This is a genomic window from Paenibacillus sp. FSL H8-0168, from assembly GCF_038592955.1.
Classification (GTDB): domain Bacteria; phylum Bacillota; class Bacilli; order Paenibacillales; family Paenibacillaceae; genus Paenibacillus; species Paenibacillus polymyxa_B.
This window is the reverse complement of record NZ_CP151948.1, coordinates 3,413,460-3,430,590: the sequence shown is the minus strand read 5'-3', so window position 1 is coordinate 3,430,590 and position 17,131 is coordinate 3,413,460. Positions and strand designations below refer to the sequence as shown.

Sequence of the window (17,131 nt, the reverse complement as noted above, 5' to 3'; positions counted from 1 at the left end):
ATTGTGTCTAAGCTCGGAAAACTAGAACAAAAGTTTATTTATGTTTTGAACTCTGCCATGCGCAGGTTTAAATAAATGGTTTTTTTTGAATTGAGGAGGGTATTGACATGTCGGAAGAAATTAAAAATCAAGAAGCTGCTGAAGCGGCAAATCAAGACGAGCTCGATCAAATCGTCTCCCTGAAAAAAGGTGACACCGTTAAGGGTACAATCGTGAAATTGGAAGATAACCAAGCGGTAGTAAGCATTGGATATAAATACGATGGAGTTATTCCAATTCGCGAGTTGTCTTCTGGTTTGGATAACGCAGAAGAAGCAGTACAAGTAGGCCAAGAGGTTGAAGCTAGAATTATCAGCATTGACGATGGCAAGGAAAAACTTGTTCTGTCCAAACGTGCAATCGACAGTGAAAATGCTTGGGAAAAGTTGGAGCAACTGTACGAAAGCAAAGAAGTATTTGAAGTTGTTGTGAATGATGTCGTTAAAGGCGGCATCGTGGTAGACGTGGGTCTGCGCGGATTCATCCCTGCATCCATGGTAGAACGCCACTTCGTTGAAGATTTCAGTGATTACAAAGGCCGCACATTGCGTGTTGTTGTAAAAGAACTGGATCGTGAAAATAACAAAGTGATCCTTTCTCAAAAAGACGTTCTGGAAGCAGAATTCGAAGCCAACAAGCTTAAAGTAATGGCTGAGCTGAAAGAAGGCCAAGAAATCGTAGGTACGGTTCAACGTCTTACTCAGTTCGGTGCTTTCGTAGATGTTGGCGGCGTGGACGGTCTGGTTCACGTATCTGAAATTGCTTGGACTCATGTCGATAAGCCTTCTGATGCAGTTTCTGAAGGAGATCAAGTGAAAGTGAAAGTCTTGAAAGTAGATCCTGAAAAAGGGAAAATCAGCCTGAGCATGAAAGCTGCACAGCCTGGTCCTTGGGAATCGGCTGCTGGACAATTCAACAACAATGACATCGTAACAGGTGTTGTAAAACGTCTGGTTAACTTCGGTGCATTCGTTGAAATCGCTCCTGGCGTGGAAGGTTTGGTTCATATTTCCCAAATTTCCCACAAACACATTGGAACTCCACAAGAAGTTCTGGAAGAAGGACAAGAAGTGAAAGTTAAAATTCTTGAAATGAATCCTTCCGAAAAACGTGTTAGCCTGAGCATTAAAGAAACTGAGGAAGCTCCTGAAGCTGCTCCTAAAGCAGAGAGAGCACCACGTGCATCTCGTGCACCTCGTGAGGAACTGAATAATCCTAACGTTTCCCTCAATAATTCCGGTCTGAGCATTACGCTCGGCGAGCGTTTTGGCGATAAGCTGAACAAATTTAAATGAGTTTAAATCAATACATTTTATAATAAGCATAACGTACACCATCGGCGGACCCAGAGGGTTCGCCGATTGTTGTTACGTGACCATATCGCCAATAGGTATGTTTTTTGCTATGATGATAGCGGAAGAATTGACAGGAGGAGTGAATTTATGGCAAGACCCGTTGTGGCTATCGTTGGTCGTCCGAATGTGGGTAAGTCCACTATTTTTAATCGGATTATCGGGGATCGTTTGTCCATCGTGGAAGATAAACCCGGAATCACTCGTGACCGTATATACGGTATATCGGAGTGGAATGGTAAATCCTTCAGTATTATTGACACCGGCGGCATTGAGATTGATGGTGAGGATGTCATTTTAAAATCCATCCGTATGCAGGCCGAACTTGCAATAGAAGAAGCAGATGTAATTGTATTCATGAGTGATGCGAAAGCAGGAATTACACAGTCAGATGAAGAGGTAGCTCAAATGTTATATCGTTCGGGTAAACCGATCATCGTAGCTGTCAATAAGGTGGACAACCTCAGTCGCGCCGATCTGATTTATGAGTTTTATTCTTATGGATTTGGTGATCCAATTGCTGTTTCTGGTAGTCATGGAACAGGGATAGGCGACCTGCTAGATGCCATTACGTCCAATTTGCCTGAGCTGGAAGAAGATCACTATGATGAAGACGTTATTCGTGTTGCCTTGATCGGCCGCCCGAATGTAGGTAAATCTTCACTGGTTAACGCCATTCTGGGAGAAGAACGGGTTATCGTTAGTGACATTGCGGGCACGACGCGTGATGCAATTGATACACCTTTTGAAAAAGACGGTCAAAAGTATGTGCTGATTGATACGGCAGGTATGCGTAAACGTGGCAAAGTATATGAAACGACCGAAAAATATAGTGTAATGCGTGCCATGCGTGCCATTGAGCGTGCAGATGTTGTACTGGTCGTTATTAACGGCGAGGAAGGCATTATTGAGCAGGATAAGCACATTGCGGGCTATGCTTATGAAGCGGGTAAAGCGTCACTGTTTGTCGTTAACAAATGGGATGTCGTGGACAAGGACGATAAAACGATGCACCAGTTTGAAACGAAAATTCGCGATCACTTTCTGTTTATGACATATGCTCCGATTGTGTTCTTGTCTGCAAAAACGAAACAACGCCTGCAAAAGCTGCTTCCTGTTGTACAGCATGTGGCACAGCAGCATGTATTGCGTATTCAGACACATTTGCTGAATGATGTAATTTCCGACGCGGTTGCCATCAATCCTCCACCAACAGACAAGGGACGTCGTCTGCGTATTAACTATGTGACCCAGGTTGCTGTTAAGCCGCCTACGATGGTTGTATTCGTAAACGATCCAGAAATAATGCACTTCTCGTATGAGCGTTATCTGGAGAACAAAATTCGCGCCGCCTTCAATTTTGAAGGAACTCCAATTCGTATCTTTACACGGCGCAAGTCTGACGAAAGTTAGGAGCGAATAGGTTGATTTTACAAATCGTTGCCATCGTACTCAGTTACTTGCTTGGCTCTGTCAGCTTTAGTTTGCTGTATGGAAAATTAAAAGGAATCGACATTCGCCAGCATGGAAGCGGCAATGCCGGTGCGACGAATACGCTGCGTGTGCTTGGAAAAGGCCCAGCTATTCTGGTACTGCTGCTGGACGTACTTAAAGGGGTTATTGCAGTGCTAATAGGGCACTGGTTAGGTGGAGAATCATCCTGGGTATCGGGTTTGTGCGGCATTGCAGCGATTGCGGGCCATAACTGGCCGATATATTTTCACTTCCGTGGAGGAAAAGGTATTGCGACTGCTATTGGTGTATTGGCATCGCTTGCCTTACTGCCCGCACTATATGCCGGAATCATTGCGATACTTGCAATCGTAATGACGCGTTACGTATCCTTGGGATCGCTCATATTTGTCATTTTGACTCCCTGGATATTACTCGTTCTTGGTTATGCATGGCCGTTATTCTGGACGGCTCTAATCATTTGTCTGTTCGCTGTGTGGAGACACCGTACCAACATAGTCAAGCTGGTACGTGGGAATGAGAACAAGCTTGGCTCCAAAGGAGGAGATCGTCTTGTCTGAGAAAATAGCTGTGCTGGTCGCGGGGAGTTGGGGAACAGCCCTGGCTTCCGTTCTTGCGGCCAATAACAACGATGTCTCTGTCTGGACGAGAAACGAGCAGCAAGCAGCTGAAATCAATGAGAAGCATACGAATGAGCATTATTTACCAGGCTCCATTTTGTCTGACCGCATTTCAGCTACAACTGATATGCAGACTGCGGTATCTGGTGCTAAAGCAGTGATTATCGTATCTCCTTCGGCTGCTGCTCGTCAGGTGGCACGTAGTCTGAAAGCTCATTTTAGCAAGGATATGCTGGTAGTGCATGCCATTAAAGGTTTTGAAACTGAAACGCTTAAACGTATGTCCACGGTGATCTCGGAAGAACTGGAAGTCGCTGAGGGTGATATTGCTGTGCTGTCTGGTCCGAGTCATGCGGAAGAAGTGGTGAGGAAATGTCCTACAACGGTCGTTGTAGCTTCCTCCAATGAGAAGGCTGCACAAGCCGCACAGGGGCTGTTTATGAACTCCTATTTCCGCGTCTATACAAACCGTGATTTGCTCGGCGTGGAACTGTCCGGGGCGCTAAAAAACATTATCGCATTGGGTGCGGGAATGTCAGATGGACTTGGTTTCGGTGATAATGCCAAAGCGGCTTTATTGACCCGTGGATTGGCTGAAATTACCCGTGCCGGAGTTGAGATGGGCGCTAACCCACTAACCTTTGCCGGCCTGGCTGGTATTGGCGATCTAGTGGTCACTGCAACGAGTCGTCACAGTCGCAACTGGCGTGCAGGGTCACTATTGGGACAGGGCCAACAGCTTGATGCTGTGCTGGAATCTATGGGCATGGTCGTAGAAGGTATTCGAACGACAAAAGCGGCATACGCCATCTCTCAAAAATTAGGTGTTCAGATGCCTATTACAGAGGTGCTGTATGGAGTACTGTTTGAAGGACGTGATGTCCGTAAGGCCGTTGAGGCGCTGATGGGTCGCGATCCTAAGACCGAGATGGAAGTCATGCCACTTCAAACTTGGGAGCAATGGCATTCTTAAGGGCTCGGATGAGCTTTAATAATATAAAGGCTGTCTCATGGTAGATTTTTTCTATAATGAGATAGCCTTTTTTAGTTAGGCGTTTGGCATGTCTTATGTATGCTTAATCACCTTTTGTCTCTGCCACTCATAGACTGAGTTGAGCAATGGCGGAGGAGGGGAGATTGTGAATAAAAACTTTCCGAAAGATGCATTGAAGGCCATTAACAAAAAAGGCGGCAAAAACATATCCGAAAATGCAGTGAAAAAGCTGGCAGGCACGGTAAAGGCGGACACGCTTCAAAGCGAAGCGCAACTGCGTCAGCTTATCAAGCAGGTGTCTGCGATGGCCAACATTCCGGTGTCGGAAGATACAGTAAGGGATATTGTTGGTGCCGTCAAAAAGAGCGGAATGAATCCTTCCAATATGGAAGCGTTGATGAAAATGATGATGAAAAAATAGACCGCTGGTCGCACGCCAGTTAGTATTATTCACCGTGAACCGGGAAGGTTCGCGGTTTTTTTTGTATTTTGGAGTAGGTAACCTCTTTTTCAGTACACAAAATATCGAACTGCCCTGTCGAACATGTTATAATGATGCCCATCAGGAAACGGAAGGAAAGACGGAAAAGGAGGCAATAATGTTGAAGGAGGCAATATCATCAGTGTTAGTAGACAGGCTTCCTCACAATCTGGCAGTTGCGCTGAGTAGCTTGGCAGAGAGCTGGTCAACAGTGTCGGTTCCGTGGATGCTGGGCGGGAGCTGTTCACTACTTGTGCAAGAAGTTGAACTGGATCGCCTGCCTCGGGACATTGATATTTATGCGGATATTCATGCCGCAAAGCAGCTTCATTCGCACCCCCTGGGTATGAGTATAGATCGACAGCAGGTTGACCGTAGCGGCTCTTACGTTTCATTGCTGAGCCACTATGATCTGGAGGGATTTCCAGTCGAGTTGGTGGGAGGATTTGAGGTATTATGTGGCGGAGCGTTATACCGCTTAGAGATCGAGCGACTACTTTGGTCGACTGGTGTTCAGCTTGAGCTGGGGAGTGCTTCACTGCGTCTGATGCCGCTCAGTCATGAACTTTTATTCAATATATTGCGAAATCGACCCGACCGGTACAAAGCGATTGCAGATGTCATGAAGCGCGACCCGCGACGTCATATAATTGTACTGAAGCAGTTACTAGTCAGTAATATTTTTAATGAGGAGCAATTGGACAAGCTTGCAGAACTTCTGCCTTGGCCAGAGTTGCACTCTGTCATCCAGTAGGGCAATGAAGTATAAGCTGTGTGTATTAGGAGAAAGACGACTGGAGGACCGTTCATGAATGTGCAGATTACGTTTAAGCCGTCAGGCAGGCGCGTACAGGTCGGTCAGGGTACGTCATTGCTTCAGGCTGCTCGTAAAGCGGGCGTATATATTCCCACTCGTTGTGACGGAAAAGCAGCCTGTCTGATGTGTAAAGTACAAATATCACCGGAATGGGCTGAATTGGCAGGTCAACCCAGCGATGCAGAGCAGCGGAAGCTGGGACCTTTACTGGATGAAGGAATACGCTTATCCTGCCAGGCCCGTGTCCAAGGCGATATGGAGGTAACCATACCGGAGGATAAGCTCAAGGCGGCTATCAGGCGGCAACTGGAGCGTCAGGCGATGGATGATGAACTGTGGTAATGCCGATTATGTCAGGAGAATAAAAAAAGGATGGTTTCCGACGACTCTAAACGGTCAGGAGAAACATCCTTTTTTTATTTAGTCTAGCGACGAAGTCATGGGAGAGTCTTGCCCCGCATATATTAGGTGAGTGGACCCAAACGTAAAATATCGTTTCTGCAATGATCGCTGTGTCGTAATCTATTTTTTAAAAAACTAAACATATTTTACGGAGGGGATACATATGATGGTATCAGTCCAAATGCATGTACGAGTTTACGCCGTTTCGCCGATTCCATCAGTCTCCTGAATCTCGGCGGCGGACGACTTCCGGGCATTTTAAAGGCTGTTCTGCCGCATCTGGGATCAAGCAGTTGGTTGAACACGAAGCGGATGCTCTTTAAGCATTTTTCCTTCGGAGACTTTTGAGGAGGGGATTTCATTGGAGAAAGTGGACATTTTTAAAGACATTGCCGAACGCACCGGAGGAGACATTTATCTTGGGGTCGTCGGCGCAGTCCGAACAGGAAAATCAACGTTTATCAAGCGGTTTATGGAGACGATTGTTCTGCCGAACATTACAAGTGAGGCGGACCGTGCCCGCGCCGTAGACGAGTTGCCGCAGAGTGCGGCAGGCAAGACGATCATGACGACGGAGCCTAAATTCGTACCGAATAATGCCGTCCAGATCAAAGTAACGGAAGGACTGGACGTGAATGTGCGTCTGGTTGACTGTGTAGGATATGCAGTAGAAGGAGCAAAAGGGTACGAGGATGAAAATGGTCCGAGGATGATTTCCACACCATGGTTCGAAGAACCCATTCCTTTTCAGGAAGCGGCGGAGATTGGTACACGCAAGGTTATTCAGGAGCATTCGACGCTCGGTGTGGTAGTCACTACAGACGGCACGATTGCGGAAATCCCGCGCAGCTCTTATGTAGAGTCGGAGGAACGCGTCATTGAGGAGTTGAAGGAAGTTGGCAAGCCATTTGTTTTGGTTATCAACTCCACGCATCCGCGCAGTGATGAAACACTCCAGCTTCGCAGTGAGCTGGCTGCCAAGTACGATATACCAGTTATGACACTCAGCGCGGCGACTATGACGGAAGATGATGTTACAGGCGTACTTCGTGAAGTATTGTATGAATTTCCGGTGCATGAGGTGAATGTAAACCTGCCGAGCTGGGTCATGGTACTGAACGAAGAGCACTGGCTGCGTAGCAATTATGAAAATTCCGTTCGCGATACGGTTAAAGATATTCGACGTCTGCGTGATGTAGATCGAGTGGTTGGCCAGTTTATGGAATATGAATTCATCGACAGGGCCGGATTGAGCGGGATGAATATGGGGCAGGGCGTAGCTGAAATTGATCTGTATGCTCCCGATGAGCTATATGACCAGATTTTGGTCGAAGTCGTCGGGGTAGAGATTCGCGGCAAGGATCATTTGCTGCAAATGATGCAGGATTTTGCCCATGCCAAACGGGAGTACGACCGCTTCGCCGAGGCGCTGGAAATGGTCAAGACAACGGGATATGGCATTGCAGCGCCGTCATTGTCCGAAATGGCACTAGACGATCCGCAGTTGATTCGTCAGGGCACAAGGTTTGGTGTGCGGCTCAAGGCAACAGCACCTTCCATACACATGATCCGTGTGGATGTGGAATCGGAATTTGCTCCGATTATCGGAACAGAGAAGCAAAGTGAGGAGCTTATGCGCTATCTGATGCAGGATTTTGAGAATGACCCAATCAAAATTTGGGAGTCAGATATTTTCGGACGTTCGCTGCATTCCATTGTACGGGAAGGCATTCAGGGTAAAATCGCTATGATGCCGGACAATGCACGCTATAAGCTGCAGGAAACGCTGGGTCGTATCATTAATGAAGGCTCCGGCGGTCTCATTGCTATTATTCTTTAAGGCTAAGCCACACCCAAAAAAATGTATAAGAGAAATACCGTGGAGAGCAATTGGCTCTCTATGGTTCGCAAAAACAAAATATTAGACTGACCTCTAAAACCAGACAGGGGTAGCCATGGACGAGAAAATAAAGTCCTAGACTACCTCTGTTTTTATTGAGCATTTCGTTTCTCCTAGCGGGATTTAGGTTCAAATGTAACAATCCGATTAATGAGTTTCACAACGTGATTACCCTGGTAGTCATTTTCATATTTGGTCTCTTTCAACGTAGCACCGAGGCTTATTTAATTTGCAATGAACGATTCTTATAATCGATATAGCAATTGACTGGCTATTTATTAAAAGCGTTGTTCTGGCATTCGGCAGGACACCCCAAATATTCAAATACTCTGCGTCCAGGTTCGTCAATCGGTAAGTACACTTCAATTCCAGGATACATGTGGCTGCTTACAGAAAGATGAATTTGCTTGTAGCGAATGGGGGCTAAATCGGCCATGGCTCCCATTCTGGCCAAAATGATTTTAGAGTGCTCAACTTCATTTGATGAGTCCTTTGGCTGCATACTCCAATATTTATTAAGATCGTCGTATTTTCGAAATCTGTCAATTAACTTTTTATACCAATGGTCGTATCGGGAAAACATGTTATATCTTTTGAAAGCTTGTATCCCGTAAATAGCATGAGACTCCCACTCTTCGAACGACTCAGCATCGAAGGTAGAACGGGGACGAATGGAAAAATCGGAGTTAAAATGAAAATCAACTTTATTCAGTTTTCCATTCATAAAAGAATCGGAGGGGATATCAAATAAATGGCGAAACGGCTCATTTAACCCCTTGATATCTAAGGTATGAGTAACGATCATTGCCGGAAATGGCAAATTACTCATGATCTGCTGCGCTTGCTCCAGAGCCAGCTCCAGAGACCGTCCCTCCAATTCGTAATGGATCGGAAGATAATCAGCGGCGAGGAGAAGATCATTGCGCTCATCTGAAGTGCACTCCAGATACTCAGCAATATGGATCATCGTTTGCCGATCCGGTATTCGACGAGACCGTCCAACCAATAGATTTTTATACGTAGGACATGCCTCATCATTAAGCTCCTGCTGAGTAAATCGTTTCAATAACGGGTGAGATAGCTCAGTATATTCCCGTTGACGTTTCATGCGAACAGCTTCAATCTCTCCCAATACGATTTTTAATGTTTTATATTGGAAGTCCTCGTCCTTGTGCATGGTCATCCTTTTTCAATCCTTTTCATAATGAGGTGTAGTTCTACACTTGGTGCAGATGATTCCCTACAGTATACTACATTGTGAAAAAGGTGAGCTATTTACAAGAGGTTCTCAATGATAATCATGGAGGAGATCGTATGGTTCGTGCAATTGTAACAGATCCGTTTGCTTCAGGATTTTTCGCGATAAAGGAAGTAGCCGCCCCACAGGCCCAGCCTTGGGAAGCGATCGTTCAAGTACAGGCCTTCTCTCTTAATCGGGGTGAAGTTGTAGATGCAAGGAATAATGGAAGACAGATCAGACCAGGCTGGGATTTTGCTGGGATCGTCATCGAGCAGGCCAAAGATGGCACGGGTCCGAAACAAGGAAGCCGTGTGGTAGGCCTTCTCCAAATGGGAGCATGGGCCGAACAAGTTGCTGCCCCTACTTCATTACTGGCTGAATTTCCCGATGATATTACCTTCGCCCAGGCTGCTACTTTACCGGTAGCCGGTCTGTCAGCGCTCTATACGCTTAGAAAAGGAGGAATGCTGCTCGGTAAGCGGATATTGGTAACTGGCTCGACTGGCGGAGTGGGGATTTTTGCACACCAGCTAGCAGCGCAATCAGGAGCTTTTACAGTAGGGGTAGCCAGAACCAAGGAAAAAGCTCTACTTGTTCAAGAGGCTGGTGCTAATGAGGTTGTCGTTGGAGATACGGCGATTTTATCGGTTGATACATTTGGACCTTATCATCTAATTTTGGATTCAGTAGGTGGTGATACGCTAGCTTCATTACTACCTCAGCTTGTGCCAAAGGGGATATGTGTATCTATGGGACATTCGTCCTCACCTTACGCAACGATTAATATCAGAGGCTTAGGGGGTAGGACCTTGTATAGCTTCTTTCTAGGAGAGGAGATAAATCGCTATTCGCCAGCGGAAGATCTGAAATTACTAGGTGAGCTTGTTTCAAAAGGCCAGTTAGTACCAAGGATCGAAGTGGAGGCATCGTGGAAGGAAATTGGAACTATTACCCAACAACTGATAGATCGGAAGTTTTCTGGTAAAGCAGTGCTCCAAATAAGTTAGATGGGAGCGTCCTCATATTGAAAATGACAAGGAGATTGTATCTCCAGGCTAGTCTCCGCTCATGATGTTCACATTTTAAGCATAAGCAAAAATCGACCCTGTGGCGTACCCTGTCAAGTAGAGAACTAAAAAGACACCTCTATGCAGCAACCGTTCCCCGTTATTCAATCGGGGGCGGTTGTTTAATTTTTTTGTGGAATTGTCGTATTTTGTCATATGTAGTCGGAATTTTTTCTATATTTCATAAAACCTATTTACATACTTGGTTTAAAGCGATATATTAAGTATCAAATTTGAATCATTTTGTGGATTGAACGAGGGGGAAATGAAATCATGAATATCCAAAAAGAGCTCCAAAGAAACAAAAAGCTAGGGCTAGGGGCTATCATGCTACTGGTGCTGGTTTTGCTGGTTACTGCATGCGGCGTGCCGAAGACAGAGAGCGGCACTCAAGGGACAAGCACTGCAGGATCGAATACAACAAACGGAAAAACGGACAATTTAAATCTAAAGGGTAAACGGGTTGCGTTGATCATGGAGTTTAACACGGGCACATTTTCGCAACAATATGTTCAAGGTGTGGAAGAGGAAGTTAAGAAATTTGGCGGTGCGCTGACTAAGTTTGTGGCAGATAACGATAAGGCTAAAATGGCTTCTCTGCTTGATAGTGCGATTAACCAGCAATTTGATGTCATTTTGACTGATCACGGTGATGCATTGCTGGAGACAGGGCTGAAAAAGGCAATTTCCCGCAATATTCCGGTTATCGTGTTTGATGCTGCCGTCAATGTTCCGGGTGCGGTAGTGCTCTCACAGGATGACCAAAGCATGGCTGAGCTGACGCTGGAGCAAATGAAAAAGGATATCGGTGGCAAAGGCAACATTGTGAAAGTATGGGTTGCCGGATTTGCACCGATGGAACGTCGTCAGGTTGCTTATGGTGCATTTTTGAAATCCAATCCAGATATTAAAGAAATTGCGACTTTTGGTTCGGCTCAGAATCCTGCGTTGGATACGCAAGCCAAAATGGAAGCTGTATTAAAGCAATATCCTAAGGGCGAAATTACAGCCGTCTGGGCGGCGTGGGATGAGTTTGCCAAAGGTGCAGCCCGTGCCATCCAACAAGCGGGACGTACGGAAATTAAAGTCTACGGCATTGACATGAGCGACGAGGACTTGCAAATGATCCAGGACCCGAAAAATCCTTGGGTGGCCTCGGCAGCCGTAGATCCAACAGATATCGGGCGCGTACAAGTGCGCTATGCATATCAGAAGTTGCATGGGGATAATCCGGAGGAGAAAGTTGTACTGAAGGCTGTATATGTGCAACGCGAAGCGCTGCCAGATAAGCAAATTTCCACATCCGAGCTGTCCCAATATGTGGAGGGATGGGGCCAAAGTGAGCAGGGCTATAAGGATTGGATGAAGGAATATGAAACGTCCAAATAAAAAGTTTGCATCATGCAAAAGGCGCGCTTCGGCGCGCTTTTATCATAAGCAGGCGTGAGGGGGCACCATGAGTTCACAAGTATATACATTGGAGATGAAGAAAATCAGCAAACAGTTTGCTGGTGTAGATGCGCTGCGAGCCGTGGATTTTACGGTGCAGGGTGGCGAAATTCACGCTCTGCTGGGCGCCAACGGGGCAGGGAAAAGCACATTGATGAAGATTTTGTCCGGTGCGTATCGTTCCGATCAGGGAGTTATCGTAGTTGGTGGCAAGGAACTAAACATTAGTTCACCCTGGGAGGCCAAAAGGGCGGGAATCCACTGTGTGTATCAGGAGGTTGATTCAGCGCTTGTGCCTCAGTTAACCGTCGCTGAAAACATTGTAATGGACGATTTGTCTGCACCTGATGGTCGATGGTGGGCTGCGCCGGGGGCTATGCGCAGACGAGCGCGTGAGGCATTAGCACGTCTAGAGGTAGATATTGACGTTCGACGATATGTGTCTGAACTGACATTGGCAGAAAAACAACTTGTACTTATCGCACGTATTCTGACACAGCAAGCAAATACCATCATTTTTGATGAGCCTACGGCGCCGCTCAGCGAAGAAGAAACGCGACGTTTGTTCCGTACAATCCATACACTCAAGGATGAGGGAGTTGCATGTATTCTCATCACACACCGATTGCCGGAGGTTATCGAACACAGTGACCGTGTTACGGTGATGCGTGATGGCGAGCGCGTGTTCACGGGACCTGCTTCTGATTTAAGTGTAGGCGACATCGTTACGCATATGCTTGGAAAAACATTTGAAGAGGAATTCCCAAAAACAGAGGTACCGATTGGTGAAACGATATTGGAAGCAAAAGGGCTTCACAAAGGATTACGAGTGCACGGCGTTGATTTACAGGCCCGACGTGGTGAAATTCTCTCTATAGTGGGTTTGGTTGGTGCAGGCAAGACAGAGCTGTCACGGCTTCTTACAGGAGCAGACAAGCCGGATAAGGGAGAACTGACCTTTAAAGGTCGCTCCATTCGATTGAGAGAGCCAGCGGATGCGATAGCTCGAGGAATTGTGTCCATACCCGAGGAGCGACGTAAGCAGGGGGTGTTGATTGAGGAGAGTGTAGAAAGAAACCTCAGCCTTCCGCTATTGGGGAAGCTGAGTGTCCTTGGTTTCATCAGTCGGCGTAAAGAACGAAATAACGGTAATGGGATTGTCGCCTCTCTCGGTATTAAGACGCCGTCACTCCGCCAGAATGTTAAATATTTGAGTGGCGGGAATCAGCAAAAAGTTGCGATTGGCAAATGGCTGCATTCGGGAGCGGATGTATTTGTTTTTGACGAGCCAACCAAGGGTGTGGATATAGGGGCAAAAAGTGATATTTTCCGTATCATTGGCCAGTTGGCGGAGCAAGGAAAAGCGATCATCTATCTAACCTGTGAATTTGCTGAAGGGATTGGCATTGGTGATCGGATTGCAGTGATGTATGATGGCAAAATTATAAAGGAATTTGCGCGGGGCGAAGTGGAACAGGAACAGCTTCTGTTGTATGCCAGCGGCGGTGAAGAGGTGCATTCATGAAGGAAAAATGGTTAAACGTGTCATTTCGTTACGGTGCCGTAGTTGTCATTATAGGTGTATTGGCGTTTTTTTCATCTACATTACCTTATTTCTGGACTTATGATAATTTAATGGATATTCTAGGTTCGATTGCCATTGTTACTTTCATTGCCATTGGTGTGACGTTGTCCCTTATCGTGGACGGTTTTGACCTGTCGGTGGGAGCTACAGTATCTTTGACAACGGTCGTTTCAGCTTCTTTGATGGTCTGGTATGAGCAGCCTGTTGCGGTGGTCATTATTGTGTCTCTGATTGTCGGCGCTTTGGTAGGACTGTTAAATTCATTATTGATCATTAAATTGCGTATTCCTGATTTGCTCGCAACCCTTGCAATCATGTATATTGTAAGCGGGATTCACAAAACGTACGCTCAGGGCTATACCATATACAATCATATGCAGTTTCCCGATGGCAGCAAGGCGCCGGGGGAGATATCTCCTGCATTTCTTTTGCTGGGGCAAGGTAAATGGTTGGGTATCCCGATTTCGGTTATTTTACTGTTACTGGCTGTGGCGGCGGTGCATGTTTTCTTGACCTATACAAAGCATGGGCGTCAAATGTATGTAACGGGTGGAAATGAGGAAGCTGCTCGTCTGTCGGGCATACGGGTAAAAAAAGTCCGTACTCTGGCCTATGTTGCTTCAGGCGTATTTGCGGCGATTGCCGGAATTTTGTATGCCTCGCGAGTAGGCTCAGGCCAAATTGACGCGGGTTCTCCTTTGCTCATGGAGGCGGTAGCTGCAGTATTCGTCGGTTTTTCGGTCTTTGGTGCTGGTAAACCCAATGTCATTGGTACATTTATTGGTGCGGTATTGATCGGTGTGTTGGTTAATGGACTAACGATGATGAATGTGCAATATTTTGCCCATGATATTGTCAAAGGAGTAGTGCTGGTACTTGCGCTGGCCGTTACTTTCTACGTGTTAAACCGTCGTCGTACTTGAAATTGTCTGTGGACTGTATTACTATAAACCTTGTTCCACGCAAGAAGGGTGCCATAAAACGCCAGTTTCGGCCTATATTGCGGAGGTTAGGTATATTCTATGTATATTTAACGACGAAACGGAAACAGATGATAACATTATGGAAGGCAGTACGCCGCCCGGGTTATTTTATACAGGCGACCTCATATCGGTCATTAACACCGATAACCTTAATGCTGGACTACACTTGAATTGGGAGGTGAATATTATGAATAAAACGGATTTGATCAATCAGGTTTCTGAAAGCACTGAATTGTCCAAAAAGGACGTAACCAAAGCAATCGATGCAGTATTTGAGGCGATCTCTGGAGCGCTGCAAAGCGGAGATAAGGTGCAGCTGGTAGGTTTTGGGAACTTTGAGGTTCGTGAACGTTCCGCACGTAAAGGACGTAACCCGCAAACAGGAGAAGAAATCGAAATCCCTGCGAGCAAAATTCCGGCATTTAAACCGGGTAAAGCGCTCAAAGACGGAATTAAATAAGATTTCTTACATATTCCCAATGCGCTGAAAAGACCGTGAATTTGATTCACGGCCTTTTCTTTTTGCCCTGTTTACTTCGTGGTAGATGTGCTATGGTCTGAAGAAGAGGAAGCTGTTCTGGCGTTTCGCGAGGCATAAGCGATCAGCACCAGGGGTTCACCCGTTAGCTCAGCAAATTCATGCTCTAGCTGTTGAAGCCGTTCGATTTGGGCAGGGCTGAGATTGACGGGAAGATAGTTTTTCATCAGATCCGTTCCTTTCTTTAATGGATGGGACTGCACGGATAGTATGGCTCGGGACACGCTAATTGTTGCAGGTAGCTCGGGAAGCATGTAGTTGACAAAACTAGCTTGAATCTCCATCATAAAAAGTATAGCTTCGGCTCTCAGGGAGGAAAAGGACATGGAAGATAACGTGACGGGTAGCAGTGAGTACGTCGTAATTAAAGCGAAAAGCAACGGATGTCAGGTTTTTGGTCTGACTAGAGGTCAGGATACACGCTTGCATCATTCAGAAAAATTGGACAAGGGCGAGGTACTGATCGTCCAATTTACGGATCATACTTCTGCTATTAAAATTCGAGGCAAAGCCGTTGTGATGACTAAGCACGGGGTAGTAGATACGGAGGATTAAAATGCAGGCATAGCCTGCTTTTTTTTGTTGTAGAATGAGAGTGAGGACCTTTACCGTAGCAAACCCACATTATGAGGTAGAGGTCAGGGGAGGCTCTGATGAAACCTTGGATTGTATTCGGTGGCTCCATTCTCATAACCATCGCAGCAGCTGTGTTGCTACCGTCCTTACAGGTGCTGGACTCAGGAACCGCAGCAGTTCGTGAGACACAGGCGACGATTTCGCCTCAGCAACGGGTGCTGCTGTCGGATGACAATCTGGTGGATACGCTGAACGAGCTGCCGTTGACCACACCGATTGCAAGCGCAAGCTGGGAACATTCAGTCCTGACCCTGGATGTCAAGCTGTCAAAGGAAGAAACTGCCCCACTAGAGATTTATCAAAACATGGCGGAGCTTGCCGCTTTTAGCTTTTACGGAACGACGAATGTACGGCAATTGCTGCTTCGGGTGGTGACGCAGGACGAATGGTCAGGAGAACGTCATTTGCTGCTTGCATCAGATATACGCCGGAACGAGTGGACGAACGAGGCATTGGAACAGCTGAGAAGCCGGGAAGGCGCGGAATTGCCAGAGGAATTGAAATCCCGTTTCCGCATTACAGTAACGCCCATGTGGCAAAACAGGTTTAACGGTGTATATACAGATTAGATGTTTCTGCCGGTGGACCTACAGTACTTTAGTCGCGAATCATTTTAAATTGTGATATAATATAAGGCATTGCAATTATTTGAGTATAGCAGAAAGTCATGTCTCGGAGGCTTAGGATGAAACCGTATCGCGTACCCCAATTAGCAAGGAAATATGTGGAATACGACATGATTCAACAACATACGGAAATGCCGGCTTTTCCTGACAGCCGTACCCGTTTGATGTTTGTGTTTTTGAACCGGAATGCGCAGGAGCTGCATGCCAGTGAGGACGAACTGTACGCATTGGTAACCTCACTTGTGCAGATGGGGCTGGATACGCATGATATGATTGATACTTTATCCGGTATACGGAGCCCGGAGGAGATGCGTTCCAGACAGCTGAAAGTGTTAGCAGGGGACTATTTTAGCAGTCGTTTTTATCAACTGCTTGCACTGGCAGGCCGCATCACGGCCATTTCGAAGCTGAGTGATGCTGTATGTGAAGTGAACGCAGGGAAAATGAGTCTGTACTGGGGAATGAAGCAATTCCGATTGGATGCAACTCAGTATTTAACTCAGATGGTTCGTTTCAAAAAGGAGCTTTTTTTATCATTCACTTCACTTGTAGCAGAACAGGATCAGGAAATTTGGAAGCAGCTTCTCAACAAATTTGCTCTCTGTGATACCTTGGTGGAGGAATGGGGCAAGCGGGCAGAACCGGACAAGTCCCGTTTCGGATATATGTTCTGGCATATTTATGGTAACGGGGACCGGAACGAGCAGGCATTGCTTTCAGGGAGTGGTACTGACACTGAAGCATGGCGTAAGCTTGTTCTGAAATACAAAGCCGAGGATGCGATACTGGACAAGCTTCGCACGGCTGTTACACACATCAGGCATATCCTGTCAGATGATCAAAATACAGGGATCGAGGAATTTGAACGCATGCTTGAGCCTTTCCAGAAGCTGCTAAATAGTCCGCACCCAGTTGTGAGGGAAGGTTAG

The 17,131-nt window shown here is 46.4% G+C and carries 18 protein-coding genes; 16 read left to right on the top strand and 2 right to left on the bottom strand.

The genetic code is table 11. From position 1 onward, the window contains the following. Positions 1 to 107: 107 nt before the first annotated feature. From rpsA to spoIVA, 8 genes are all read left to right on the top strand, one after another. Positions 108 to 1,334 (top strand): 30S ribosomal protein S1, encoded by a 1,227-nt coding sequence (gene rpsA / locus MHI21_RS15185; RefSeq protein WP_165177239.1) that lies wholly within the window; start codon positions 108 to 110, stop codon positions 1,332 to 1,334. Between the two features lie 147 nt (positions 1,335 to 1,481). Then, a complete protein-coding gene (gene der, locus MHI21_RS15180; protein WP_013310744.1) occupies positions 1,482 to 2,804 on the top strand; it encodes a ribosome biogenesis GTPase Der in 1,323 nt (440 codons plus the stop codon). 11 nt (positions 2,805 to 2,815) lie between these two features. Further along, positions 2,816 to 3,424 carry a glycerol-3-phosphate 1-O-acyltransferase PlsY gene (gene plsY / locus MHI21_RS15175; protein WP_039271041.1) on the top strand — a complete coding sequence of 203 codons (609 nt, stop codon included), beginning with the start codon at positions 2,816 to 2,818 and terminating at the stop codon, positions 3,422 to 3,424. Beyond that, a complete protein-coding gene (locus MHI21_RS15170) occupies positions 3,417 to 4,457 on the top strand; it encodes an NAD(P)H-dependent glycerol-3-phosphate dehydrogenase (RefSeq protein ID WP_039271042.1) in 1,041 nt (346 codons plus the stop codon). Before plsY ends, MHI21_RS15170 begins: the two co-directional genes overlap by 8 nt. A gap of 166 nt (positions 4,458 to 4,623) precedes the next feature. Then, positions 4,624 to 4,899 (top strand): stage VI sporulation protein F, encoded by a 276-nt coding sequence (locus MHI21_RS15165; protein WP_013310741.1) that lies wholly within the window; start codon positions 4,624 to 4,626, stop codon positions 4,897 to 4,899. A gap of 178 nt (positions 4,900 to 5,077) precedes the next feature. Beyond that, on the top strand, positions 5,078 to 5,713 hold the full coding sequence (locus MHI21_RS15160) for a hypothetical protein (RefSeq protein WP_342418457.1): 636 nt from the start codon (positions 5,078 to 5,080) through the stop codon (positions 5,711 to 5,713). Positions 5,714 to 5,767: 54 nt separating this feature from the next. Further along, the gene (locus tag MHI21_RS15155; protein ID WP_165177234.1) at positions 5,768 to 6,118 is read left to right on the top strand and encodes a 2Fe-2S iron-sulfur cluster-binding protein; all 351 of its coding nucleotides are present in this window, start codon (positions 5,768 to 5,770) and stop codon (positions 6,116 to 6,118) included. Between the two features lie 421 nt (positions 6,119 to 6,539). Then, positions 6,540 to 8,018 carry a stage IV sporulation protein A gene (gene spoIVA, locus MHI21_RS15150; protein ID WP_023989182.1) on the top strand — a complete coding sequence of 493 codons (1,479 nt, stop codon included), beginning with the start codon at positions 6,540 to 6,542 and terminating at the stop codon, positions 8,016 to 8,018. A 331-nt stretch (positions 8,019 to 8,349) separates the two neighbouring features. Here the strand turns inward: spoIVA and MHI21_RS15145 are convergent, their stop codons facing one another. Next, positions 8,350 to 9,261, bottom strand: a complete 912-nt coding sequence (locus MHI21_RS15145) for a hypothetical protein (protein WP_023989180.1) — start codon at positions 9,259 to 9,261, stop codon at positions 8,350 to 8,352. Between the two features lie 131 nt (positions 9,262 to 9,392). Between MHI21_RS15145 and MHI21_RS15140 the strand changes: the two genes are divergently transcribed. From MHI21_RS15140 to MHI21_RS15120, 5 genes are all read left to right on the top strand, one after another. Beyond that, the gene (locus MHI21_RS15140) at positions 9,393 to 10,325 is read left to right on the top strand and encodes a zinc-binding dehydrogenase (protein WP_341163925.1); all 933 of its coding nucleotides are present in this window, start codon (positions 9,393 to 9,395) and stop codon (positions 10,323 to 10,325) included. 333 nt (positions 10,326 to 10,658) lie between these two features. Continuing rightward, entirely contained in the window at positions 10,659 to 11,774 is a 1,116-nt protein-coding gene (locus MHI21_RS15135) for a sugar ABC transporter substrate-binding protein (protein WP_341163924.1), read from the top strand. Positions 11,775 to 11,841: 67 nt separating this feature from the next. After that, positions 11,842 to 13,359 (top strand): sugar ABC transporter ATP-binding protein, encoded by a 1,518-nt coding sequence (locus MHI21_RS15130; protein ID WP_342418456.1) that lies wholly within the window; start codon positions 11,842 to 11,844, stop codon positions 13,357 to 13,359. After that, complete coding sequence (locus tag MHI21_RS15125) at positions 13,356 to 14,342, top strand: ABC transporter permease (protein ID WP_341163922.1); 987 nt, start codon at positions 13,356 to 13,358, stop codon at positions 14,340 to 14,342. The genes MHI21_RS15130 and MHI21_RS15125 overlap by 4 nt, the downstream gene beginning before the upstream one ends. Positions 14,343 to 14,589: 247 nt before the next feature. Then, positions 14,590 to 14,862: an HU family DNA-binding protein gene (locus MHI21_RS15120; protein WP_013310732.1), complete on the top strand. Its 273-nt coding sequence runs from the start codon at positions 14,590 to 14,592 to the stop codon at positions 14,860 to 14,862. Between the two features lie 71 nt (positions 14,863 to 14,933). Here the strand turns inward: MHI21_RS15120 and MHI21_RS15115 are convergent, their stop codons facing one another. Continuing rightward, positions 14,934 to 15,227: a hypothetical protein gene (locus MHI21_RS15115; protein WP_342418455.1), complete on the bottom strand. Its 294-nt coding sequence runs from the start codon at positions 15,225 to 15,227 to the stop codon at positions 14,934 to 14,936. 37 nt (positions 15,228 to 15,264) lie between these two features. Between MHI21_RS15115 and mtrB the strand changes: the two genes are divergently transcribed. From mtrB to MHI21_RS15100, 3 genes are all read left to right on the top strand, one after another. Then, on the top strand, positions 15,265 to 15,495 hold the full coding sequence (mtrB, locus tag MHI21_RS15110; protein ID WP_013310730.1) for a trp RNA-binding attenuation protein MtrB: 231 nt from the start codon (positions 15,265 to 15,267) through the stop codon (positions 15,493 to 15,495). A gap of 98 nt (positions 15,496 to 15,593) precedes the next feature. Next, positions 15,594 to 16,145, top strand: coding sequence for a hypothetical protein (locus MHI21_RS15105; RefSeq protein ID WP_061829217.1), 552 nt, complete (start codon positions 15,594 to 15,596; stop codon positions 16,143 to 16,145). A 116-nt stretch (positions 16,146 to 16,261) separates the two neighbouring features. Beyond that, a complete protein-coding gene (locus MHI21_RS15100) occupies positions 16,262 to 17,131 on the top strand; it encodes a heptaprenyl diphosphate synthase component 1 (protein WP_342418454.1) in 870 nt (289 codons plus the stop codon).